Origin of the sequence: Actinokineospora baliensis (genome assembly GCF_016907695.1) — a bacterium.
GTDB classification, from domain to species: Bacteria; Actinomycetota; Actinomycetes; order Mycobacteriales; family Pseudonocardiaceae; genus Actinokineospora; species Actinokineospora baliensis.
On record NZ_JAFBCK010000001.1, the window covers coordinates 5,082,563 to 5,106,622 of the forward strand.

Consider the following 24,060-nt stretch of genomic DNA (forward strand, 5'->3'; position numbering starts at 1 on the left):
ATGGAGTAGACAGCGGTCGTACGCGATGATCCTGGGGGATTCGTTGCCAAAAGTACCTGACGCGCGCAAGGCGGGCCGTGCGGCGGTCAACGCGTTGCGAGCACTCTTGGAGCGCCACAACCACATCGTCCAGGAGGTGGACGGGCAGAACGACTTCGGCGAAGACCTGCACGTCACGTTCACCGAGGGCGGCGAGGTCACCGGCGACCTGGTGAAGATCCAGGTCAAGGGCGGCCACTCGTGGCGCAGGGCCACCGGATACGCCGTTCCGGTCGGCGACCACGGCAGCACCTGGGCCGACGGCAACATCCCGGTCCTCTGCGTCGTGCACGACCCGGACACCGACGGGCTCTACTGGGCCAACGCCACCAAGCAACTACTGGCGGCCCGGCGCGGCGGCGAGGTGCTCAAGGCGATCGCCGTCAGCCTCGACGACGTGCTCGACGACACCTCCATCGCAGACTTCGTCGCCGAGGTCAGGCGCTACCTGAGCCGCTACCGGGGCAACCGGATCATCCAAGCCCAGCTGGGCGAGATGGCGGGCGTCGAGTTCGGTCCCTCGGACCTCGTGCAACACCACGTGAACGTGTACGGCGAGGACCTGATCTTCTGGCAGCGCCGGGGCGAGGGGTTCACCACCCTGCTGCACAGCGACCTCGACTGGCACCCGGAGTACTTCGGCCCTGAGCACTTCTTCCCCCAGGGTCAGCCGGGGACGTTCCCGCCCGTGCCGGTGGTGGGGAACACGATTCTGAGCACGGCCGAGGCCCAGTGGTTGGCGGCCTGCTTGGACGCGGCCCAGTGGGCTCGAGAACCCGCGCCTGACGATCCGCCACTGGACACCAACATCCGTGCGCGCGACGCCTACGTGGCCCAGCGGATCGAGAACCGCCTCCGGATCGAGCCCGACGCGGTGGCCCGGTCGATCCACCAGCTCCGCGAAGAGACCGCTGCTGATCAGGATCTGGCTGCCGTCGCCGCGAAGTGGGAAGCGGATGCCGAGGTGTGTGCCGAAGCGCTGTCGACACCGTGGGACGAGATGTCGAGCGATGCGCGTGGACTCGTCACGTTCTACCTGGTCAAGGAGGTGCGGGCTGGCTCGCCCGCGCTGGCGATCGACGAGCAGTTCCGGATCGTGTGGCGCACAGCCCGGGTGGCTGGGGAGTATCGGTTCGAGGCGCGGATCGGGCAACCGAGCACGCGGAAGTCGCCGCACCGGGAGTTGGTTCCGGCGTTCATGCTCAGGGCGGGCGACAGGGTCTACTGGCTGAGCAGGTACGGCAAGGAACGCGGCCGGACCGTGTCGGCGGTGTGGGATTCCCGGGAAACGCCTGGGGCTGTGTGCGTGCTCTTCGACGACCTCAGCTTGGGCGACACCTTCTGGCCGGGGGAGTTCTTCACCAGGAGAGTGCCGCCCAAGTCGAGGTGAGTTAGGCGGGGTGGGCCTCCTTGAGGAGGGCGAGCAGGCGGTCCCAGTGGTGCTGGTGTCCGTCGGGGCTGAAGACGTCGGTGTCGGACATGGTGAAGCCGTGGATGGTGTTGGGGTAGATCTCGGTGGTGTGGGGGACACCGGTCTCGTTGAGGGCTTGGGTGAGCTCGGCTAGGGCTTCGGCGGAGATGTCGGGGGTGGCGAAGCCGATGTGGACGTGGGCAGTGAGCTTCGCCAGGACGCGGTGGGGGCTGTCGGGGGCGTCGGTGACTAGGGGGCCGGGGTGGAAGCCTGCGATGGCCGCCACCTGCTCGGGGTGCGCGGCGGCGGTGCGCAGCGCCAGGATCGCGCCCACGCAGTAGCCGATGGTGGCGACCGGACCGCTGGCGACCTCGGGCTGGGCGTCGAGGAACTGGAGGTACGCGTCGGCGTCGCGCAGGACCAGGTCTGTCGTGTGGGCCCGCATCAAGGGCACCAGCTGGGTGATGATGGCGTCGCGGGCGCTGATGCGGATGTGGTCGGGTAACTCCACCACAGGGGCCTGGCCGTGGCGGTAGAAGATGTTGGGGGCGAGCACGTAGTAGCCGTGCTCGGCCAGTTCGGCCGCCTTGCGTTCGATCTCCGGCCGTGGACCGAAGGCGTCCGGGTACAGCAGCACGCCGGGGAATGGGCCGGGGCCGTGGGGGTGGGCGACGATCGCGTCGGCTTCGCCGTCGGGGGTGGGGATCCGCACCGTGGTGGTGGGCAAGGACATCTCCTGGGCTAGGTGTTAGAGGAGGCCGTGGTCGCGAGCGTAGAGGGCGGCTTGGGTGCGGTCGCGGAGGTTGAGGCGGTGCAGGATGCGGGAGATGTGGTTCTTGACCGTCCCTTCGCTGAGGTAGAGCCGGGCGGCGATCTCGCGGTTGGTGGCGCCACCCGCGATGAGGCGGAGCACATCGGTCTCGCGGGTGGTCAGGGCGTCGGTGGGAGAGGAAGGGCTGGACCCCAACGCGCTGGTGACATGCCGAGCAGCGGTGGCGTCGAGCTGGGTGACGCCCGCGTGCGCCATGCGGATCGCGTTGGCCAACTCGGTGGCGGGCAGGTCTTTGAGCAGGTACCCGGTCGCGCCCGCGCGCAGCGCCTGGATCACGTACTCCTCGTCGTCGAAGGTGGTGAGCATGAGGACCCGGCAGCCGGGCGCCCGAGTGCGCAACACAGCAACCGCGGCGACCCCGTCCATCTCGGGCATCCGGACATCCATCAACACCAGGTCCGGCGCCAACGCCAAGACCCGCTCAATGGCCTCCTTCCCGTTCGCCGCCGTACCCACCACCTCGATGTCCGGCTGCAGACCCAGCAGGGACGCGACCCCCTCCCGGACGAGCTGCTGGTCGTCGACCACCAGGACGCGGATGCTCACATGGCCTCCTGCGGGGTGGAGCTCGCGGTCGGTGTGCGGTGTGGATGTACCACACCGGTGGTGTGGACCACGGGGCGGCAGTGGAGTTGGTTGTGCGCGGCAAGAGCGAGGTTGCTCATGAGGCCACCCGGAGGGTGATGGTGGTGCCTGCGCCTGGTGCGCTGTCGATGTGCACCACGCCGCCTACTAGGGCGGCGCGTTCGCGTAGGCCTAGTAGGCCGAAGCCTTCGGGATGGGCGGGTGGGTGGAGGCTCTCGACTGGGGTGGGTGAGGCGAAGCCGCGGCCGTTGTCGTGGATGGTGAGGGTTAGGTCGTGGGGGGTGAAGGTGATTGTGATGGTTACCCGGGTGGCGGCGGCGTGGCGGCGGGTGTTGGTGAGGGCTTCTTGGGCTGCTCGGAACAGGGTGGTGACCGTGGCTTGGTCGGTTGGCCGTTCGGTGCCTTCGATGCGCAGGGTGACTGTGGGGGTGTCGTCGTCGGTGAGGAGGTCTGCTAGGGCGGTGGTCAAGGACACGGGGGAGCGCAGGGCCCCTACTGAGGCGCGTACGTCCTCCAGCGCGAGGCGGGCCGATTTGCGTGCGTCGGCTACGGCCCGGTCGGCGATGTCGGGGTCGTGGGGGCGGAAGGCCGCCGCCTTCTCCAGCTGGATGGAGATGGCCGTCAGGTGGTGACCGAGGCTGTCGTGGATGTCGCGGGCGACTCGGTTGCGCTCGGCCGCCGCCGAGAGTTCGCCGACCCGTGCGGCGGCGCGGCGCTCCCTGGTCACCACGTCGGCCATCGCGACCGCCAGCACCACGCCCATGCCGAACATCAACAGGTCTGACACGTACACCGCGTCGCGGTACCAGCCGGGGACCCACACCGCGAAGCCCGCGACCAGCACTGCCAGGCACACCCCGCCCGCCACCAGCCCGGCGACCCGACCCAGGCTCAGGTACGCCAGGAACGGCACCAGCACGAACAACGCCCGCGATAGCCCCGACCCGTCCAGCGCGGCTGCCGCGGCGAACAGCGCCACCCGCGCGAGCAGGAACCCCACCGCCGCGCCCGCGCCCCGGTCGAAACGCGCCGCCAGTGGCTCGACTGCGAACAGCGCTAGCACGCACGCGCCGAACCCCGCCGTCCTCAGTGGAGAGACCGCGCCGAGACCGGCGACCGCGTAGTACAACCCGGCCGCCAGCACGATCCCGTACACCGCGCCCGTCACCCAGGGCGCCGCCCGCTCATTCACCAGACGAGCGTACGCCGGGTGACCGAGTGGGTGAGGAAAGTTGTCCACAGGGCACATGACCTCTGGCGCGGTGGTCGGTGACCTGGGTGTGTCGCGCGGCACTCCCGGCTCGGACGGCCTCTCCCTAGCCTCGGTTCGACCACAGAGCAAGGAGAACCATGAACACCACCCTGACCCGCCTGGGCACCTATTGCGGGTTCGCCGCCGGGGCGCTGATCGCCCTGCCCGCCGCGGTCGAGACCGTCACCGGCGAGACCGCGGCGACCAGCTTCCTGCTCGGACTCTCACCCGCGCTCGCCGTTCCCCTGCTCGTCGTGCTGCACCTGCGGCAGAGCGAGGCGAGCGGGACCTTCGGCGCGGTCGCCGCTGTCGCGAACCTGCTCGGGCTCGGGCTGTTCGGCGGCGCCGCGTTCATGCTCAACATGGGCGTGTTCTACCTGCCCGAGGCCACGGCGAAGGAGCTGTTGCAAGGCCCGCCCAAGGTGGCGTTGCTGGGCAGCGCGCTGGTCTTCACCGTCGGATCGGTCCTGTTCGGACTCGCCATGGTGCGGGCGCGGGTGTTCCCCCGGATCCCGTCGATGGTCTACATCGTGGCGCTGCCCGCCCTCGCCCTGGCCGCCCCGCTGCCGGACACCCTGTTCACCAGCTCCCTGCACGTCCTCTCCGGCGCCACCCTCATCTGGCTAGCGACCACCCTGGTCTCCTCGCCCGCTCCCGCGCTGACCCCGGCCAGGACATGAGATCTCGGACGTCCGACCGGTCAACCGCGTGCGGTGGACCGGTCGGCGGCTCGGCGGCGCAGTTCCTTCTTGTCGGGTTTGCCCACGTCGGTGAGGGGCAGCGCGTCGACCAGGTGGACGTGGTCCGGGACGTACATGTCGCCCCGGCCGTCGCGGACCATCGTGCGGAGGGACTCGGCGGTGACCGTGGCGGTCGGCGTGAGGACGAGGGTGGCGTGGATCCGCTCGACACCGCCGTCGTCGGGGACGCCGTAGACGGCGGCGGCCCGGACGTCGGGGTGCGTGGTGAGGAAGTCCTCGAGTTCGGTGGTGTACACGTGCCCGCCGACCACGACGATCATGTCCTTGAGGCGGTCGACGATGGTCAGGTAGCCCTGCTCGTCGAGGCGGCCGAGGTCGCCGGTGTGCACCCAGCCGTCGCGCAGGACCTGGGCTGTGAGCTCGGGGTCCTTCCAGTAGCCCTCCATGACCTCGCTCGCGCGCACGCAGATCTCGCCGACCTGCCCGACCGGTAGCGCCGCGCCGTCCGCGCCGCGGATCTCGAGCTCGACCCCGGGGACGGCTCGGCCCGCGGTGCGCAGCACGTCGAGGCGGTCCGGGTCGTGCTCGGCGGCGGGTAGGACGGTGATGGCACCCGCCTCGAACTGGCCGTAGCCCTGCTGCAGGACCCGCCCGAACCGGCGTACCGCTTGGGCGATGCGGACCGGCGCGGACGGCGTGCCGCCGTAGGTGATGCGCTGGAGGCTGCTGGTGTCGAACTCCCCCGGGTGGTCAAGCACCTGGTAGAGCAACGGCGGCAGCAAGAAGGCGTGGGTGATCCGTTCCCGCTCGATGGTCGCCAGCACCTCGCCTGGGTCGAAGGCGTAGTGCAGTACGACGGTGCCGCCCGCGACGAGTGTGGAGTCGGCGATGAACCCACCCGCGTGCGATAGAGGGGTGCAGAGCAGGTCCCGGGGCTGTGCACCGCCGAACAGGCCGGACACCCGATCCAGGCCGCGCATGCGGGCGAACGTGCTTCGGATCCCCTTGGGGTGCCCGGTCGTGCCCCCGGAGTGACGGATGAAGCAGAGGTCACCGGGTCGCGCGGCGCTGGCCACTGGCTCGTCGGAGAGCCCGGCGGCGAGCGCGAGGAGGTCCTCACCGGCGAGGTCGTCGGCGGGCCCGAGCACCAGGACGTGGGTCACCGGCACCGCGGCCACCAGCGTCGCGGCCCGATCGGCCAGACGTGGGTCGACGATCAGCGCGTAGGTCTCGACGTCGGCCATCAGCTTGGCCTGCACGTCGGGTCCGAGCCGGTTGTACAGGTGGTTGAAGTGCGCCCCGAGCAGGTTGACGGCGTATCTGGCGGCCATGGTCTCCGGCAGGTTGCCGCACAGCAGCGTCACGGTTTTCCCGCGTCCGACGCCACGCTCCCGCAGCGCCCGCGCCAACCGGTACACCAGCGAGCGGAACTCCTCGGCCGACAGGCGCCGGTCCCCGCTCACCACCACTTCCTGGCCGGAGAGCCCGTCGAGGATGTCTTCGACGTAGTTGCGGAACTCCGGTGCGGCTGCGGACATGGCGGCGCCCTCCCACGGTCGGCTGCGCATCGATCACACCAGAAAGATCATCGCTGTGGTGCGGGCGCCACCCGATCAGCCGCCACGATCGTGTTACCGGACCCACCTCGCTGGGGGATTGCCGCCGTCCGGATTCCCTTGGAACGGTATGCCGGGGGCGCCGCGAGCCGTGGGTGTCCACACAGGACTCCGTAAGGGGATGTGGGAACAGTGGCACGAGCAAGGCTTGGCAAGATCGCGGTGTTGGTCGCCCTGGTGGCATCAGGTGTGACCGCGATCACCGGTGCCAGTCACGCGGCCGCCGCGGCGCCCGGTCCCGCGCTGGCCTGGGGCGCGAACTTCTACGGCGACCTCGGCGACGGCACCACCACGCACCGGTCGAACCCGGCGGCGGTCTGCGCCATCGGCGCGGCCGTGCCGTGCGCCGCGGAGCTGACCAACGCCAAGGCGGTCTCGGCGGGGGAGCGGCACACGCTGTGGCTGCTCGCCGACGGCACCGTCGCCGCCACCGGGTTCAACACCAACGGCACCCTCGGCGACGGGACGCAGACCAACCGCACCACCCCCGTCCGCGTCTGCGCCGTCGGGGCCACGGCTCCGTGCGCGTCGTTCCTGTCCGGGGTGACCGCGGTCGCGGCGGGCAACCGGTTCTCGCTGGCCCTGCTTTCCAACGGTTCGGTCGTCTCCTGGGGCGAGAACAGCGGCGGCTACCTCGGTGACGGCACCACCACCAGCCGCTTGGTCCCCGGCCCGGTGTGCGCGGTCAACGGCGTCGCACCCTGCCCCACGACCCTGACCGGGGCCACGGCCATCGAAGCGGGCACCACCCACGCGCTGGCCGTGGTCGGGGGCGCAGTGGTGGCCTGGGGGTCGAACTACCGCGGCAGGCTTGGTGACGGCACCAGCGACGACCGCCTCTCGCCGACTCGGGTGTGCGCCGTCGGCGCCACCGCGCCCTGCACCGCGTTCCTCACCGGCGCCACCGCGATCGACGCGGGCAACCACTCGGTGGCGGTCGTCAACGGCGTCGCCCACGCCTGGGGCAACGGGACCACCGGCGAGTTGGGCGACGGCAAGAACACCGACAGCACCACCCCGGTCCGCGTGTGCGCGCCTGGAGCCACCGTGCCCTGCACCTCCTACCTGTCCGGGGTGACGGCCATCAGCGCGGCCTCAGACGGCGCGTCCTTCGCCGTGGTCAACGGCGTCGCGCACTCGTGGGGCTCCAACTTCCGCGGCCTGCTGGGAGACGGCACCGCCACCAACCGCGCCACCCCCGTCCGCGTGTGCGCGGTCGGTGCCGTCGTGCCCTGCACGTCGTTCCTGTCCGGGGTGACCGCGATCGACGGGGACAGCCACGGCCTGGCCCTGCTCGGCGGAAACGCGGTCGCCTGGGGCTCCAACACCCGTGGTCAACTCGGGGACGGCACCACCACGAATCGCTCCGTCCCGGTCCGGGTCTGCGCCGCGGGCACCACGGGGGCCTGCTCCTCGTACCTCACCGGTATCGCCGCCCTCGACGCCGGATCCTCCACCAGCGCGGCGGTCGTCGCCGGACCCCCGTCCGCCGACACCGGCGTGAAGCTCGTCGCCGCGGCACCCCTGCTCGGCGCGCGCATCGACTACACGGTCACGATCACCAACAACGGGCCCGACGCCACCACCAGCGGCTCGGTGATCGTCACGCTGCCCGGGGCCACCACCGGTGTCACCTCGACCACCTGCAACCCCAACCCCGCCACCAGGACCGCCACCTGCCCGATTGGCGCGCTGCCACCCGGCGCCGTCGCCACGCATACCGTCCAGGCGTCCTTCGGCGTGCTCGCCCTCGGCCCGCTCAACGCCACCGCCACCCGCACCATCAGCACCCCGACCGACCCGAACCCGGGCAACAACGCCTCGACAGCCTCGTGCACCGCGATCACCAGCCTCGCCATCGTCTGCTGAGTGGTCGGGACTTCTGGTCCCTGGCGCTCCTTCTCGCCCCTGCTGGATCCTGTGCGCCTGTGACGCGCTCACCAAGGGGGAGTTCGGATGCGTTGTCGAGGGTTGGTCGGAGTTGTTCTGGCTGTTGGGTTCTTGACCGCAGGCGCGGCCGAGGCGGCGGCCGGAACCCGGGCGTGGCAGGCGGTGGAGTTGGCGCCGGCGTCAGGGGATTGGGGCAGCTCTGCCACCGATATTGACGAGCAGGGGATCGCGGTCGGGTACTCCAGCGGGGAAGCCTCGTTGGAGGCGCACCGGGCGGTTCGGTGGGACCGGGACGGACGGGCGGTCGATCTCGGGACTTTGGGCGGTGAGCGGGCAGCGGCGAATGCCATTGGGCCGCGCGGGGTTGTGGTGGGCCACTCGCAGACCGCGGATGGGCAGTGGCGTGCGACGCGGTGGGGATCGCGTGGGGCAACGGATCTCGGCGTCCTGCCCGGTGCCACTGACAGCGTCGCCACGGACATCGGGGCGGACGGCACGATCGCCGGGAGCTCCGGCACCGCGCAACGGCGGTTGGCGGTCCGCTGGAACAGCGGCCGGATAACGGCACTGGACGCCGTGCCGGGCAGTGACATCCACTGGGTCGTTGGGGTCAACGATGTCGGCATCGTCTACGGTGGCGCCTCTTCTCCCACGGGTACCCAGGCGGTGGTCTGGAACTACGCCGGCCGGGCCACCGTGCTGCGGAGCCTGGGCGGGAACAACGACATCATCACCGACATGAACCGCTCTGGTGTCGCTATAGGACAGTCAAACGGTCGTCCGGTGCGGTGGGGTTGTGACGGCACTGTGACGGAACTGGCGACGCCTCGTGGCAAGGGCTTCGCTGCGGGGATAACGGACGATGGCGCTGTCGCGGGCCGTGCGGAGGTCGCCGACTTCACGCAGCACGCCGTGAAGTGGGACCAGCAAGGGGCGATCACCGACCTCGGCCCGCTCCCCGGCAGCCTGCACAGCGTCGCCGCCGACCTCAACCGCTCCGGCACGGTGATCGGCTGGGGCGGGGAGGGCAGCGCTTCCTGGGCCATGGTGTGGGCGGGAAATGCGGAGACCTTGCCCGCCCTTGCCGGAACCCGCGACAGCCGTGCGACCGCCATCACCGACAGCGGCTACGTCCTGGGCGAGGCGGCCGTCGTCTCCGGTGTTCCCCGCGCTGTCCTCTGGCGCTGACCAGCCGGTGTGGGGGCGGCCCGCCCCCACACCGGGGTGTCACTTGCAGTCGTACAGGGTCTGCGCCTGCCCCATCGGCCACGGCTGTTCCTGCGTGGTCATGGTCGAGCCGCCGTACGCGGCCTGGTCGACCTTGGCGCAGTTCTGCTCGATCCACTGCTGCCGCTGCTGGGTGGCACCGCCGCCGGGACCACCGGGGAAGCCGCCGCCCCGGCCGCCGGAACCGCTGAGGATGAACCGCAGCCTGCCCGAGGTGGTCCACTGGTCGAGCTGGGTGGTGTTGGGCGCGTTGTCCATGCCGCTGAAGCCGCCCATGCCGATCACCGTCTCGTCGGAGCCGATGATGAACGCGGAGGCGGCCATCGATCCGCCGTTCACCGCCAGGGTGATCTCGGCGTCGGGGCTGATGCGCTTGGCGTAGTCCAGGACGCGGCGCTGCTCGGCGCTGAGTTCGGTGACGCCGAAGCCGGGCATGCCACCGCCCCGCGGCCCGCCGCGGCCGTCCCCGGGGAAGCCACCGCCCGGCATTGGCACACCCCCGCCCGGGAGGCCGGGCGGCTGCGCCCCACCGGTGGGCGGAGTCCCACCGGGGAACCCGCCACCGGGAACGCCACCGCCGGGAAGACCGCCGCCCGGGAGTCCGCCTCCGGGAAGACCGCCACCGGGGAGTTGACCGCCCGGGTTCTGGCCGCCCGGGAACCCGCCGCCAGGGAGTTGGCCGCCTGGGAAGCCATCGGGGCCCCGACTCCCACCGGGGAAGCCACCGAATCCGCCATCAGCTGGTCCCGCCGCCGGGATCACGCCGTTGTTGTTGGCCTCCGCCGCGGTCGCCGTGGACCACACCGCGGGCGTCAACAGCACCGCGACCAGCCCGACCACCAACGCCGGGCGCCCCAGAGCGGATACCCCGAACTTGGCCGCCGCCACACCGCCGATGGCCACGACCGCGAGCACCACCACGGCCCACCGCGTCCACCCGTGCCACGCCGGGGTCCGTGACACCACGATGAACGTCCACACGGCGGTGATCGCCACCGCGAGCGGCAACAGCACCCACCCGAGGCCCGCGGCGCTCTGCGCCCGCCAGAACCGCACCAGCCCGGCCGCGCTGATCGCCGCGACCGCGGGCGCGAGCATGGTCGTGTAGTACGGGTGGAAGATCCCTTGTGCCAGGCTGAACACCAGGGCCGTGACCACCAGCCAGCTGCCCCACAGGAACCACCCAGCGCGCTCGGCCGGATCACTGGAGACCTTCGCCCGCAGCTTGAGCACGCCCGCGACCGCGACCACCACCAAGACCAGCAGCGACAACGGCAGCAGCCAGGAGATCTGACCACCGACGGCATCGTCGAACATCCGCGTGATGCCCGACTGGCCGCCGAAGCCCGCCCCGGGGCCGCCCCCGCCCGCCGGGAACTCCATACCGCTAGGCGGCTGGAAGTTGCCCCCCGGGCCGGGGCCCTCACCGCCGAAGACCCGGCTGAGGCCGTTGTAGCCGATGATCAGGTCCCACGCGCTGCCGTCGGTGCTGCCGCCGACATAGGGCTTCTCGCCGGGCCACCACGCGTGCAGTGCCACCCACCAGAACGAGGACGCGATCAGCACACCCGCCGCTGCGAGCAAGTCCAGCACGCGCCGCTTCCACGGTGCCGTCGTGCCGACCAGGTACGCCAGCGCGACACCCGGCACGATGATCCACGCCTGGAGCATCTTGGTGAGGAAGCCGCAGCCGATGAAGAAGGCGCACCACAGCAACCAGCGCGTCCGCGGTGCGCTCGACTCCGCCCGCACGGAACGGGTGAACGCGTAGGCAGCGGCCACGAGTAGCAGCACCAGCAGGGTGTCGGGGTTGTTGTCCCGGTTGATCGCCACGGTGATCGGAGTGAGCGCGAAGATCCCCGCCGCGAGCAGGGCCGCCTTCTCGCCCGCCCACAGCCGCACGGTGCGGTGCAACAGGAACACAGCGGCGACGCCTTCGATCACCTGCGGCAGCAACACCACCCAGCCGTGCGCGCCGAAGACCGCCACCGCCAACGCCTGCGGCCACAACGCCATCGGCGGCTTGTCGACCGTGACCACACCGATGGGGTCGAACGAGCCGAACAGGAAGTTGCTGAAGCTCGCCGTCATCGACTTCGCGGCCGCCGTGTAGTAGGCGTTGCCGATCTGCCCTGCCCCGATCTTCCACGCGTACAGCGCCCCGGCGACGACGCAGATCGCCGCGAGCGCCCACGCGGGCCACCGCGGCCGCCGGTCCTCCGGTGCCGCAGGGGAGCCCGCTTCTGTGATGGCGGCGGTCATACCCGGTCCTTTCGATCGTTCCCGCGGAACACCCAGCTCCGCAGCAAGAGGAAGCGCCCCACCGTGCCCAACGCCGAGGAAGCCAGCAACACGGCCAATTCCAGCGCGCGGGACGGGTGGTGGACGACCAGCGGCAGCAACAGGAGCGCGGCCGAAGTGAAGGCGTAGTACAGGCCGAAGACCACGAAGCCCTGCAGGTGGGTCTTGCCCCGCGTCGTGTCGCGGGCGGCGAAGGTGAAGCGCCGGTTGGCCTCGGTGTTGAACACCGTGGTGATCACCAGCGCGACGAGGTTGGCGACCAAGACCGGCCACCACAGCCGGAACAGCCCGTACAGGGCCAGGTTCGCCAGTGTCGACACCCCGCCAATCACCGCGAACGACAGGACCTGCCAGGAGAGTCCGCCTTCGCTGCGGCTGAGGACCGCGTCCGGGTGCACGGCGCGCGGTTGGGGCCGTTGCGGAAGACCGGGCACGCGGGCCGTTCCGTTCGCTTTCGCGCGGGCCACGCGCACCAGACCCTTGATGTCGTCACGAGCCGTGGCAACGACATCAACACGGCTGTCGACGTCCTCGACCCAGTCCACCGGCACCTCGTGCACGCGCAAACCGTTGTGCTCGGCCAACAGCAGCAACTCCGTGTCGAAGAACCACGCGTCATCGCGGACGTGCTCGAGCAGCGGTCGAACCACCTCGGCGCGGGCGGCCTTGAACCCGCACTGCGCGTCGGTGAACCGGGCACCGTGCCACAGCCGGATCAGCGCGTTGTACGTACGCGAGACGAACTCCCGCTTGGGACCCCGCACGGTCCGCGACCCCGGCGCCAGACGTGACCCGATCGCCACGTCGGAATGCCCGTTCACCAGGGGAGCGACCAGCGGGAGCAGCCCGTCGAGGCCGGTGGAAAGGTCTACGTCCATGTACGTGACCACCGCGGCGGCGCTCGCGCCCCAGGCTTCGCGCAGCGCGTGGCCCCGGCCCTTGCGGTCCAGGTGCATGACCCGCACCCGGTCGTAGCGCTCGGCCAAGTCCTTCGCCACGGCCGAGGTGTTGTCGGTGCTGGCGTTGTCCACCACGACGATCGACCAGTCGAAGGGGAACTGCTCGGCCAAGAACCGGTGCAGCACGTCGATGCACCCGGGCAGGGCGCGTTCCTCGTTGTAGACGGGGATCATGATGTCGACGCTCGTCGTGGTCCTCACCTCCCTGGGCCGCAGCGGGATGTCACCGTGTCGGCACCCAGCGTGGTGATCCGGTCGTGAGAACAGCCTTGGTGTCACCTGAGAGATTCGTGAGAGGCGTTCCCAACCGAGGTGGCCGCAGTACCGTCGCCACAACGGTTCCGTGCGCGGAAAGGCGGGAATGTGCGACTGCTGGTGGTGGACGACGACCCCGACGTGCGGGAGAGCGTGCGGCGCGGCCTGGAGTTCGAGGGCTACCAGGTCGTCACCGCCGCCGACGGCGTCGAGGCGCTGCAGGTGATCGACACCTCGCCGCCGGACCTCGCGGTGCTCGATCTGATGATGCCGCGCCTGGACGGTTTGCAGACCTGCCGCAGGTTGCGCGCGGCGGGCGTCCGGCTACCGGTGTTGATGCTCACCGCACGCGACGCGTTGGGCGATCGAGTGACCGGCCTTGACGCGGGCGCCGACGACTACCTGGTCAAACCGTTCGCCCTGGAGGAGTTGCTGGCCCGCGTCCGCGCTCTGCTCAAGCAGAACCGGCACCGCGTGCCACCACCGGCGGCCCTGCGCTACGCGGACCTGCTGCTGGACCCGCACACCCGCGAGGTCGTGCGCGCCGGGCACCGGATCGACTTGACCCCCACCGAGTTCGACCTGCTGGCCGCTTTCCTCGCCGCGCCGGAACGCGTGTTGACCAAACAGCACCTCAAGCACACCGTGTGGGGCCACGACCACGGCACCAACAACCTCGACGTCTACATCGGGTACCTGCGGCGCAAGACCGAGGCGGGCGAGCACCCGCGCCTGCTGCACACCGTGCGCGGCGTGGGGTTCGTGCTGCGGGAGCTGCCGTGAGCGACGAGCGGCGGATGCTGCTGCGCAGCCGGATCGCGTTGATCACCGCGTGCGTGTTCGCCGTGGCGATCGCCGCGATCAGCACCCTCACCTGGTTCGCGACCCGGCACAACCTGCGTGCCCAGCTCGACGAGTCGTTGTTGGCCGGTCTGCCGCCGCCGGGGGTGAGCCCGCCGCCGGGCGCGCGGGTGCCGGAGTTCGGCCTCCTGTGCGCGGTCAGCATCACCGACGAAGACCTCCAGCGGTTCCTGCAAGGCGTGCAGCTGCTCAAGGCCGACGGCACCACGTGCGCGCCCACCGGGGTGGATCTGGTCGTCACCGACTCCAGCGACCACGTCGTGCGGGCCAACACCCTGCGCGACGGCGAGACCCGGTCCGGCGTGTCCGTGCGCGTCCTGCTCCACCCGCTCCCGAACGGCGACGTCCTGGCCATCAGCCGCGACGTCGGCGAGATCGACGCCACCCTCACGAACCTCGCCAACGTCCTGGTCGTGGTGTCGGTCCTCGGCGCGGTGCTGGTCGCGGCCGCGGGGCAACTGCTCACCCGCCGCGCGCTGGTCCCGATGGAGCGGCTGACCGAGACCGCCGAGCACATCGCCCGCACCGAGGACCTGGCGACCCCGGTCACCGTCTCCGGTCAGGACGAGGTCGGCAGGCTCGGGCGGGCGTTCACCGCGATGACCGCCGCGCTGGCCGAGTCCCGCCGCAGGCAGCGCGACCTGGTCAACGACGCCGCCCACGAGCTGCGCACCCCGCTGACCAGCCTGCGGACCAACATCGACCTGCTGGTCCGCAGCGAGCACACCGGCCGGGCGCTGCCCGGCGACGAGCGGGCCGTGGTGCTCGAGCGCCTGCAGGCCCAGAGCCGCGAGTTCAGCGACCTCGTCACCGAACTGGTCGTCCTCGCCCGCGATGACCGCGAACTGGCCCGCGAGCCCGTCGAGGTGGCCGGGGTGATCGACCGGGCAGTGGGCCGCGCCCGCAGCCGCGCCACCGGGCACGTGTTCCAGGTCGAGCACGAACCGTGGTCCACCACGGGGGACGCGGGGGCCTTGGAGCGCAGCGTGCTCAACCTGCTCGACAACGCGATCAAGTTCTCCCCGGCCGACTCGACCATCACGGTCCGCTCCCGCCCCGGCTGGCTCACCGTCACCGATGAAGGCCCCGGCCTTCCCGCCGAACACCACCACCAAGCTTTCGACCGCTTCTGGCGCGCCCCCGACGCCCGCGCCCTCCCCGGCTCCGGCCTCGGCCTGGCCATCGTCGCCGACATCGTCAAAGCCCACGGCGGCACCGTCCGCTTCGCCGAACCACGCCCCGGCAAAGGCGCCACCATCCGCGTCGAGCTGCCGCGTGCGGCACCGTGACCGGTGGGTGTGGTCAGCCCGCGTGGGCCAGGACGGTCGGGGTGCGCACGGCCGGGTCGAACTTCTCGAAGTCCGCCAACCTGGCACCGCCCTCGTGGTCCGGGTCGATGTGCGCGAGCGGGTGGTCCGCGGTGTTGAGCAGCAGAGCCCACAGCGGGCGCAGCCGAGCCCCTCGGGCGGTCTTGGCGTCGAAAGCGTCGCAGCCGTAGTTGATCCAGCGGATGCCGTGCTCCGAGGCGTACTGGATCGCTTGGTAGTAGAGCAGGTTGAAGTAGAGCGAGGCCTCGCGGGCGACCGAGTAGTCGAACCCGGCCGAGCGGGCGTAGAACGTGTCGCCCCAGCGGATGAAGTGACCGAAACCGACCATTGTGGACTCCAGGTGCGCGCTGAAGACCGTGCTGATCCCGCTGGTCTCGGCCGCCTGCCTGCCGAACCTGTGCACCTCCGCCACCGGGTCCACGACGCGGCCGTACTTGCCCAGCAGTTGCGCCGACAGCCCGCCCAGTTCGGTGTAGCAGTCGCCGAGCCTGCTCACCCGCACCGAGCAACCGCTGCGCTCGAAGCGGCGCATCTCCCTGCGGAACTGGCGTTGCCTGGCGGGCAGTGAGTCCAGGTGCTCGTCGATCCCGCCCGGTGGCACCGCGATGACAGCGTCCGCGTCGACCACGAACAGCCGGTCGTCCGCGCCGACCAGCGGGCTCACCAGGTCAACGGTGTGGTCGGGCAGGTACAGCACGACACCGGCACCCCCCGAGGCCGCGGCGCGGTCACGGACCTCGGACAACAGCAACCCGGCCGCGGCGCGCCGGTCGGCGGGGGAGAGGTCGTCATCGACGAGGATCTCGCTGACATACCCCTCCCGCGTACCACCGACAACCAGCGGACGCCGCCGCGGCAGGTCGAAGAGCACCGCCGGGTCGTAATAGCGCGGCGCGTCCCCGAGAAACGTGTACAGCGGCAGCGCGGCGACGGGCCGCCCGTCAAGGGCGACAACCAGGTAGGCCACCTCGGCGTCGCTGTGGGTCTCCACGTAGCGCAGCCACGGGTAGCACGAGTACACCGAGCACCCCGCCGCCAGCCTGTCCCACACCGCTTGGCCCAGCGCGGAAATTGACGTGACCGAGGTCAACGCGAACGGCAAACCAATGTCCCCTCGATCGGGCGGGTGGTGATCCACAACCAGCCTAGCCCGAACGCCACCGCCAGGCCCGGCAACCGGTTGGTGTCACCGGAAGTGGTTCGATCTCGCAGAACGAGTTCCGCCCGCGAGAACCCGGCGCACCAGGGCAACGATCTACGGTGTTGGCTGTGAAGCGAAGCCGGTCGTCGATGACCACCGTGGCCACGACTTCGGGCCTGCTGTCGGCCGTGAGCCGTGGTGGGACCACCCCGGGTGCAGGCTACGACGCCGCTGTAGCCGGGGTGGTGAACCCCTCCGACCACCGCGGTGGCACCCTCGTCCTCGACAACTCCGGTGACTGGGACTCGATCGACCCGGGCAACACCTACGTCGCCTACGCCTGGAACTTCGCGCGGCTCTACGCCCGCACGCTGACCACGTCCTCGGCGGGCGAAGGGCTGGTGCCCGACCTGGCCACCAGCCTCGGCCAGGTCAGCGCCGACGGCCTCACCTGGACCTACCGCCTCAAACCCGACCTCCTCATGGAGGACGGCGAGCCGATCACCTCGGCCATGGTCAGGCACGCGATCGAGCGCTCGGCCAGCTACTCGTCGGCGTTGCCCATCGGCCCGGTCTACTGGCGCGCGTTCCTGCGCGACAACGGGATCTCGACACCGGACCCGCTCACGATCACCTTCCGGTTGAGCAGGCCGATGGCCGAGTTCGACCACCTGGTGAGCATGCCGCAGACCGCCCCGGTCCCACCCGCCCGCGACACCGGCCCCGACTACTACCGGCGGCCGTTGTCCAGCGGCCCCTACCAGGTCGAGGACTACGCCCCGGGTGAGCGGCTGGAACTGACCAGGAATCCCCGGTGGAACCCCGCCACCGACCCGGTCCGCGCGCAGTTGGTCGACCGGGTGGTCGTCAACCTCAACGTCGACGCCGACGAGATCGACAGGAGGCTGTTCGCGGGCGAGGCGCACCTCGCCGTGGAGGGCGGTGGGGTACAGCGGCGCGGCCAAGCCGAACTCCTGGCCCGGCGGGAACTGAGGAGCAACGCGGACAACCCGATCAACGGTTTCGTCTGGTACGCCGCGATCAGCACCGTCCTGCCACCGCTGGACAACGTGCACTGCAGGCGGGCGGTGCTCTACGCCGCGGACCACGCCGCCCTCCAGGGCGCGTTCGGTGGTCCGGTCGGCGGGCGGATCGCGCCGACCATGCTCCCGCCGACGATCCCCGGATCCCCACCCGCCGACTACGACCCGTACGGGTTCCTCAGCAACCCCCGCGGAGACCTGGCCGCGGCCACGGCTGAGCTGGCGGCGGGCGGCCACCCGAACGGGTTCGCCACGACGATCTCGTTCCGCGACAACCGGCCGAAGGAACAAGCCGCCGCCGAGGCACTGCGGGACTCGCTCGCCCGCGTGGGCATCCGGGCCGACCTGCTCGGTTACCCGTCCGGCGAGATCGACGTGTACCCGGGCACCCCGGAGTTCGTGCACTCCCGCGGCCTCGGGATCAACATCACCGGGTGGGGCGCGGACTGGCCGTCGGGATTCGGGTTCCTGTACGCGATCTGCCACGGCGGCGCGATCCTGCCGACCAGCAACTCCAACATCTCCGAGTTGGACGACCCCGCCGTCAACGACCTGCTCGACCGGGTGATGACCACCGCGGGAGCCGCGCAGCGGGCCGCGACCTACCGGGAGATCACCGAGCGGATCACCGAGCTCGCCGCGTTCCTGCCGATCGTGCACTCGCGGTCGCTGCTGTACCGGAACCCGGAGGTCACCAACGTCGGGGTCAACCCGACGTTGCAGATGTACGACTACGCCCGGCTCGGAGTGCGGCCGCGTTGACCCGCGACAGCCTGCTGATGGCCGTCTCCAGCACCTCGGGCGCGCAGGCGAAGCACATCCGCACCCGGGCGGGGCTCCCGCCGAAGGGCTGCCCGCCCGCGAGGTCGACCCCGGCGTCGACCAACGCGGCTTGGACGTCGCCGGTGGCCGCCAGCGGCCCGGCCGCGGCCAGCCACGCCAGGTAGGTGCCCTCCGGGGGAGTACCGGCCAGCAACGGGATCTCCGTGCCCAGAGCGGTGAACAGCCGCTCGCGGTTGGCGCTCAACTGCCGCAGGGTCTCGGTCAACCACGGCTCCCCGTGGTCCCAGGCCGCGCTCGCCGCGAGCGCGGCGACCACGGACGTGGTCCCGGTCAGCGCGGGCGCCACCGTGGCGAGGCGTTGTGCTGCTTCGGCCCCGGCGACAGCCGCCGCGCAGCGCAGGCCCGCCAGGTTGAACGCCTTGCTCGCCGACACGACCGACACCACCCGGTCCGCGGTCTCGGGGCACGCCGCCGCGAACGGCGTGTGCCGGGACCCGGTGAACACGACGTCGGCGAACACCTCGTCGGAGAGCACGAACGCCGACCCCGCCCGAACGACCTCCGCGACGGCGCGCAGCTCCGCGCCGCTGAACACCCGGCCGGTCGGGTTGTGCGGACTGGTCAGGACCACCAGCGGTGGCCGCCGCAGTTCCACGAGCCGCGCGAGGGCCGCCGCGTCGACCTGACCGTCAGGACCCAGGGGCCAGCGCACCAAGCGCCTGCCCAGCTCGCCGACGGCGCGCAGCATCGGCGGGTACGCCGGGGTCATCACGACGACCGTGTCCCCGGGGTCGGTCGTCGCCAGCACGGTCGCCGCGATGGCGTGCACCGCACCGGAGTACCAGTGGACCTGGTCGGCCCCGACCGACCAGCGGTGCCGGTGGCGCAGCCACCTCCGCAGGCTGTCGGTGGCGAAGTCGAACCCCACCGGGTAGCTCAGCGTGCCGTCCGCGTAGCCGCGGATCGCCTGGCGCACGCACTCAGCGCCCGGCAGCCCCATCTCGGCGAGCCACATGCCGAGCGCTCCCGGCGCGGTCTCGGCCGCGGACAGCGGGGTGAACGCGGGCCCGGCGTCGTTCACCACGGCTCGAACCGACCGATGAAGTCGCACGGATAGCCCCACCGCGGCGTTGAGACCTCGTCGAGCCGTGCGCGCTCGTCCGACCCGAGTACCAGGTCGGCGGCGCGCAAGTTCGCCGCCAGTTGCTCGCGGGTGCGCGCGCCGAGCACGATCGAGGCGACCGGACGCCTGGCCAGCGTCCACGCGAGTGCGACGGTCCCCACCTCGGTGCCGCGGTCGTCGGCGATCTCCCGCAGCGCGGCCAGCACCCGCCAGTTCCGCTCGGTGTCGTACTCGGCCAGTTCGGCCCGCCACCGGGCCAGCCGCGCACCGGCGGGGGGCTCGGCGCCGGGGTGGTACTTGCCGCTGAGGAACCCGCGGGCGAGCGGGCTGTAGACGAGCACACCGAGCCCGAGGTGCTTGGCCGCGGGCACCAGCTCCCGCTCGACGTCGCGGGTCACCAACGACCAGGGGACCTGCAGCGCCACCGGACCCGCGGTCCCGCGGGCCTCGGCGCGCAGCACCGCCTCGGTCGCCCGGTAGGCGGCGAAGTTCGACACCCCGATGTAGCGGACCTTGCCCGCCCGCACGAGCGCGTCGCAGGTGCCCAGCGTCTCCTCGATGGGCACGGTGCGGTCCTGCATGTGCAGCCAGAGCACGTCGATCCAGTCGGTGTCCAGCCGTCCGAGCGACTCCTCCACCGAGCGCAGCACCGCGCTGCGCGAGAGCCCGTAGGTGCTCGACGCGGGCGCCGCGCCCGCGTCAGCCGCCCCGGTGGGGAAGCGGACTTTGGTGCACAAGACGACGTCGCGGCGGCGCTTGCCGATCGCCTTCCCCAACACCACCTCGCTGTCGCCGTAGGCGTTGGCCGTGTCGAAGGTGTCGACCCCGGAGTCCAGCGCGAGCCCGACGATGCCGTCGACCGCGCCCGGTTCGGCGCCGATCGCGCCGAACGGGCCGTCACCGAAGGTCATCGCGCCCAGCGACAGCGCGCTCACCCGCAACCCGGACCGGCCGACCGGGCGCCGCGGGATCACCGCCGCAGCCCGTGCTTGACCACGTGGAACCCGTCGGCGCACAACACCCGGACCGGCGACTCGGCGAACGCGGTCACCGCGTCGAGCGGGGTTTCCACGATCGGCTCACCGCGCAGGTTGAACGAGGTGTTGATGACCAGCGGCACCCCGGTGCGACCCAGGAACTCCCGCAGCAGCAGGTGCACGACGGGGTTGTCGGTCGCGGCGAGGGTCTGCACCCGCGCGGTCCCGTCGACGTGCACGACGGCCGGAGCCAGCTCCGCGGTCCGCGGCCGGACCGGCGGGGTGAACAGCATGTGCGGTGAGCGGCCGCAGTCGAACCACTCCGACACGTGCTCCTCCAGCACGATCGGGGCGAGCGGCCGGAACGGCTCCCGGGACTTCACCGCCGCGTTGAGGTGGTCGCGGGTGTCGACCGAGCGCGGGTCGCCGAACACGCTGCGGTGGCCGAGGGCCCGGGGGCCGATCTCCGACCCCTCCTGGAACCACATCACCAGTTCGCCGTCGGCGAGGTGCGCGGCGGCGCGGCGGGCGCACTCGTCCTGGCCGACATCGCTGATCTCGGCGTCCAGCCCCGCCTCCGCCAGGGCGCCTGCTGTGTCCGAGCGCGCATAGGCCCTGCCGAGGCACGGCGTGGCGAGCCCGCCGGTCCGTTCCTGCCCGAGGATCACGTGCGCGCCGTAGTAGGCGGCGCCGAGGGAGATGCCGTTGTCGGCCGCCGCGGGGAAGACGAACACGTCGTCGAACCCGGATTCGGTGAGCACCCGCTGGTTGCCCAGGCAGTTGAGCGCGACCCCGCCCGCCACGCACAGCACGTCGCTGCCGGTGAGCCGTCGGGCCACGCGGGCGTAGAACAGCATGACCCGCTCGAGCGCGGCCTGGAAACTGGCTGCGACGTCGGCCCGCTCCGCGAAGGAGGCGGCGGGCACCTCGCGCATGTCCTTCCAGATGCCCTCGTTGTCGATCTCCACCACGGACTCGCCGAAGCGCATCCTGGCCAGCAACCGGTCGAGGTGGCGCGGGGTCCCGTACCCGGCGAGCCCCATCGCCTTGCCCTCGTCGACCACGGTGAAGCCGGACAGCACGGTCCCGACGCGGTAGAAGATGCCGAGCGACTCGCTCAAGTGGATCCCGTCGGGGCGCCCGGAGACCTGGTGCAGCAGCGTCAAGCCGCGCTCGTCACCGCGGTAGATCGACACCGCCTCGTAGGCGTCCTGGCCGGTGGCGTCGCCGTAGCCGTCGAGCACCAGCACCGCCGCCTCCGCCGCCGCCGACCCGTAGAACGCCGACGCCGCGTGCGCGAGGTGGTGGTTGAGGTACACCGCCCGGTCGAGCAGGGGGAACGCGGTGTGCAGCGAGTTCCCGATCCACAGCCGCACGTCCGACTCGGCCACCCCCGCCGCCGACAGGCAGTAGTCGACCATCCGCCGCAGCCGCGCCGTGTGCTCGGCCGAGGACCCGCCGTCGAGGTCCAGCTTGGTGAACACGGCGGCGTCGTGGCGGTCCAGGCCCTGGAAGTCCAGGCCGTGCCGCAGCCGGGTGAGCCGCTCCTCCTCGATGGCCACGACCGGCTCAGCGCCGTGGAACAGGCACAGCGCCCGGTCGTGCACCGAGTCGGAGAAACCGATGACGTAGGGGGCGCTCACCGCGGCACCTCGCCTTCCATGATCAGGGTGTACGGCAGTCCGGCGCCGGTCGCCTCGTTCGCCCACGAGTAGTCGAGCCGGGGGTCGCCGACGCGGCTGTCGCCGGGGACGCAGCGGCGCACGCCGACCAGCCCCGAACCCGCCAGCAGCGCGGCCAGGGTCGCCTCGTCGTAGCCGAAGCGGTGGCGGTCGGCGACCCACGGGAACTCCCCGGCCCCCGCGTAGTGCAGGAAGGCGGCCAACGGCGACGCCGATGGCGCGCGCTCCCAGCGCCGTTCGAACTCGGCGAAGAACTCCGCGCGGCCCTCGACGTAGGCCCGGGCGAACGCGGCGATATCGGGCACCGCGACCCGCAGCACCGCACCGGGCGCCAGCACGCGGACGCACTCGGCGAGCACCGCGCCCGCGTCCGCGGGGTATTCCAGGTGCTCCAGCAGGTGCGCGATGTAGACGGCCTCGGCCGAGTCGTCGGCGAAAGGCAGACCGTCGCGCACGTCCACCCGCAGGTCGGCGGCGGGGGAAACCAGGTCGATGTTGACCCAGCCCGCCATGGGGTGCTCGCCGCAGCCCAGGTGCAGTCGGACCGGGCCGCCCTCGGCGAGGTCAGCCGCCACGGCGGCCGACCTCGCCCGGTGCGCCACGGCGACCTGATCGGCCAGCTCCCGCACCAGGTGCAGGGACAGGTGCAGCACCAAAGCTGGATCACCGGGCGGGGCGGTGCCGGGGTCAGAGGCCGCCAGGTGCGCTCTCAAGCGCACGAGGTGCCCGATCAGCGCGGCCGCGACCTGGTCCACGGCGGCCTGGTCGAGTTCACCCGCCTGCCCACCCCCGTCGGCTACCAACACCCGGTGTTCGAGTGCTTCGGCGAACGCCCTCGCCGCGGCACCGCCCACGTCGTCACCGCCGCTGTCACCGTCCACCCAGGACTCCCGGGTGCGCGGCCCGGCGAAGTGGGTGAGCAGTCGCAGAGGGAGATCGCCGGGGCGCGACACCCCGACCCGGTCCGGGCCCAGCACCCGGACGAGCGCGCCGCCCGCGCCGGTCGCCACCGCGGCCACGCCGGGGCCGAGCCGGTAGTGCGGGCCGTCGCCGGTCACGCCGACCACGTGAGCGGGCCGTCGACGGCGCCGTAGAACTCCTTCATCTCCCGGTAGCACCCCGCCTGCACCGCGATGAAGGACACGAGGGTGTCGCGCACGCGCCGCTGCTCGGCCGACGACAGGGCGGCGCGCTCGGCGAACACCTGCTCGGCGATGCTGCCGTGGTCAGCGGCCTCGTCCTCGAGTTCGTGACCGCGGAAGGGCATCAGCGCCTCGGCGGGCAGCAGGTCCCTGGCGATCAGCTCGTCCCAGCCGCGCTTGATGGCCGTGTCGGTCTTCGGGCTCTCGTTGACCGCCGCGCACACCGCGTACGAGAGCGGGTCGTGGCCCGCGAGGACGCGCAGGAAGTTGATCACGTTCTGGGTGCCGGGCAGCGGGCGGCTGCGCGCCAGCTCCGCCGCGCTGATCCCGGCCGCCAGCAGCCCCTCGCGCAGCCAGCGCCCGTGCTGCCACTCGTCGGCGAACAGGTGCGACAGCGCGTCTCGGACCCCCGGATCGGCGGCCTGCGCCACCGCGGGACTGATGTGGAAGGGCGCCGAGCTGACGAAGTGCCAGGTCTCGACCAGCGAGCCGAGCAGCCTGCGCCGGTGCAGGCTGCCGCCGAGCAGATCGGCCTGCTCGCTCATCCTGGTGCGCAGGGTCCGGCCGACCGACACGATGTGGCGCTGGAACGCCGCCGCGGGCACCGGCTGGTCCGCGGTGTCGGTGACCACACCGAGCGCGTAGAGCTCGGTGACCGCTCTCGCCACCCGCGCGGGCGGCGCGGCCAGCGCTTCGGCCACCCCGGCCACGGTCCGCTCGCCGTCGCACAGCGCGATCACCCCCGCCATGCGGCGGGCGGTGGAGCCCGAGAACCGGTGCTCGCACCAGCCGAGGTCGACCGCGTCGAGCACACCGCCCGCGCTGCTCACCGCGACGACCGGCAGCGGTGTGGCCGCCTGCGCCAACACCCCGCCCGCCAGGCTGTCCTGCTCCATCGTCACCACGGTCATC

General features: G+C 71.6%; 19 protein-coding genes. 7 read left to right on the forward strand and 12 right to left on the reverse strand.

The window, feature by feature from the left end:
- The first annotated feature begins 25 nt into the window (after positions 1-25).
- Complete coding sequence (locus tag JOD54_RS23110; protein ID WP_204453055.1) at positions 26-1,429, forward strand: DUF4365 domain-containing protein; 1,404 nt, start codon at positions 26-28, stop codon at positions 1,427-1,429.
- A gap of 1 nt (position 1,430) precedes the next feature.
- Here the strand turns inward: JOD54_RS23110 and JOD54_RS23115 are convergent, their stop codons facing one another.
- The 3 genes from JOD54_RS23115 to JOD54_RS23125 form a co-directional block, all read right to left on the reverse strand.
- Positions 1,431-2,183 (reverse strand): dienelactone hydrolase family protein, encoded by a 753-nt coding sequence (locus JOD54_RS23115; protein ID WP_307860222.1) that lies wholly within the window; start codon positions 2,181-2,183, stop codon positions 1,431-1,433.
- Between the two features lie 15 nt (positions 2,184-2,198).
- Positions 2,199-2,828, reverse strand: a complete 630-nt coding sequence (locus JOD54_RS23120) for a response regulator (protein ID WP_204453057.1) — start codon at positions 2,826-2,828, stop codon at positions 2,199-2,201.
- Between the two features lie 115 nt (positions 2,829-2,943).
- Positions 2,944-4,059 (reverse strand): sensor histidine kinase, encoded by a 1,116-nt coding sequence (locus JOD54_RS23125; protein ID WP_307860223.1) that lies wholly within the window; start codon positions 4,057-4,059, stop codon positions 2,944-2,946.
- Between the two features lie 158 nt (positions 4,060-4,217).
- Between JOD54_RS23125 and JOD54_RS23130 the strand changes: the two genes are divergently transcribed.
- Positions 4,218-4,799 (forward strand): hypothetical protein, encoded by a 582-nt coding sequence (locus tag JOD54_RS23130; protein WP_204453061.1) that lies wholly within the window; start codon positions 4,218-4,220, stop codon positions 4,797-4,799.
- Positions 4,800-4,819: 20 nt separating this feature from the next.
- Here the strand turns inward: JOD54_RS23130 and JOD54_RS23135 are convergent, their stop codons facing one another.
- Entirely contained in the window at positions 4,820-6,388 is a 1,569-nt protein-coding gene (locus JOD54_RS23135) for an AMP-binding protein (RefSeq protein WP_204453063.1), read from the reverse strand.
- Positions 6,389-6,568: 180 nt separating this feature from the next.
- Here JOD54_RS23135 and JOD54_RS23140 point away from each other — a divergent pair, with 180 nt between their 5' ends.
- Together JOD54_RS23140 and JOD54_RS23145 are read left to right on the forward strand one after the other, a co-directional pair.
- Positions 6,569-8,305: a DUF11 domain-containing protein gene (locus tag JOD54_RS23140; RefSeq protein ID WP_204453066.1), complete on the forward strand. Its 1,737-nt coding sequence runs from the start codon at positions 6,569-6,571 to the stop codon at positions 8,303-8,305.
- A 132-nt stretch (positions 8,306-8,437) separates the two neighbouring features.
- A complete protein-coding gene (locus tag JOD54_RS23145; RefSeq protein WP_204453068.1) occupies positions 8,438-9,514 on the forward strand; it encodes a hypothetical protein in 1,077 nt (358 codons plus the stop codon).
- Positions 9,515-9,553: 39 nt separating this feature from the next.
- Here the strand turns inward: JOD54_RS23145 and JOD54_RS23150 are convergent, their stop codons facing one another.
- Positions 9,554-11,815 (reverse strand): ArnT family glycosyltransferase, encoded by a 2,262-nt coding sequence (locus tag JOD54_RS23150; RefSeq protein ID WP_204453070.1) that lies wholly within the window; start codon positions 11,813-11,815, stop codon positions 9,554-9,556.
- Positions 11,812-12,987 carry a bifunctional glycosyltransferase family 2/GtrA family protein gene (locus tag JOD54_RS23155; protein ID WP_204456491.1) on the reverse strand — a complete coding sequence of 392 codons (1,176 nt, stop codon included), beginning with the start codon at positions 12,985-12,987 and terminating at the stop codon, positions 11,812-11,814. The genes JOD54_RS23150 and JOD54_RS23155 overlap by 4 nt, the downstream gene beginning before the upstream one ends.
- Positions 12,988-13,176: 189 nt before the next feature.
- On the opposite strand from JOD54_RS23155, the gene JOD54_RS23160 reads away from it, so the two are divergent.
- Positions 13,177-13,851 (forward strand): response regulator transcription factor, encoded by a 675-nt coding sequence (locus JOD54_RS23160; RefSeq protein WP_204453072.1) that lies wholly within the window; start codon positions 13,177-13,179, stop codon positions 13,849-13,851.
- Complete coding sequence (locus JOD54_RS23165) at positions 13,848-15,218, forward strand: HAMP domain-containing sensor histidine kinase (protein ID WP_307860224.1); 1,371 nt, start codon at positions 13,848-13,850, stop codon at positions 15,216-15,218. Before JOD54_RS23160 ends, JOD54_RS23165 begins: the two co-directional genes overlap by 4 nt.
- A 13-nt stretch (positions 15,219-15,231) precedes the next feature.
- Here JOD54_RS23165 and JOD54_RS23170 read toward each other — a convergent pair whose 3' ends face one another.
- Complete coding sequence (locus JOD54_RS23170; protein ID WP_204453074.1) at positions 15,232-16,359, reverse strand: GNAT family N-acetyltransferase; 1,128 nt, start codon at positions 16,357-16,359, stop codon at positions 15,232-15,234.
- Between the two features lie 167 nt (positions 16,360-16,526).
- On the opposite strand from JOD54_RS23170, the gene JOD54_RS23175 reads away from it, so the two are divergent.
- Complete coding sequence (locus JOD54_RS23175) at positions 16,527-18,203, forward strand: ABC transporter substrate-binding protein (RefSeq protein WP_307860225.1); 1,677 nt, start codon at positions 16,527-16,529, stop codon at positions 18,201-18,203.
- On the opposite strand, the gene JOD54_RS23180 is transcribed toward JOD54_RS23175, so the two are convergent.
- The 5 genes from JOD54_RS23180 to JOD54_RS23200 are packed head-to-tail and all read right to left on the reverse strand — an operon-like array spanning position 18,148 to position 24,059.
- Positions 18,148-19,308 (reverse strand): aminotransferase class I/II-fold pyridoxal phosphate-dependent enzyme, encoded by a 1,161-nt coding sequence (locus JOD54_RS23180; RefSeq protein WP_204453076.1) that lies wholly within the window; start codon positions 19,306-19,308, stop codon positions 18,148-18,150. The two genes, JOD54_RS23175 and JOD54_RS23180, sit on opposite strands and share 56 nt — an antisense overlap.
- A complete protein-coding gene (locus tag JOD54_RS23185) occupies positions 19,302-20,321 on the reverse strand; it encodes an aldo/keto reductase (protein WP_204453078.1) in 1,020 nt (339 codons plus the stop codon). Before JOD54_RS23185 ends, JOD54_RS23180 begins: the two co-directional genes overlap by 7 nt.
- The gene (locus tag JOD54_RS23190) at positions 20,318-21,967 is read right to left on the reverse strand and encodes a carbamoyltransferase family protein (RefSeq protein WP_204453080.1); all 1,650 of its coding nucleotides are present in this window, start codon (positions 21,965-21,967) and stop codon (positions 20,318-20,320) included. The genes JOD54_RS23185 and JOD54_RS23190 overlap by 4 nt, the downstream gene beginning before the upstream one ends.
- Complete coding sequence (locus JOD54_RS35730; protein ID WP_204453083.1) at positions 21,964-23,064, reverse strand: class I SAM-dependent methyltransferase; 1,101 nt, start codon at positions 23,062-23,064, stop codon at positions 21,964-21,966. The genes JOD54_RS23190 and JOD54_RS35730 overlap by 4 nt, the downstream gene beginning before the upstream one ends.
- Positions 23,061-24,059, reverse strand: a complete 999-nt coding sequence (locus JOD54_RS23200) for a heme oxygenase-like domain-containing protein (RefSeq protein WP_204453085.1) — start codon at positions 24,057-24,059, stop codon at positions 23,061-23,063. The genes JOD54_RS35730 and JOD54_RS23200 overlap by 4 nt, the downstream gene beginning before the upstream one ends.
- Between the last annotated feature and the right edge of the window lies 1 nt (position 24,060).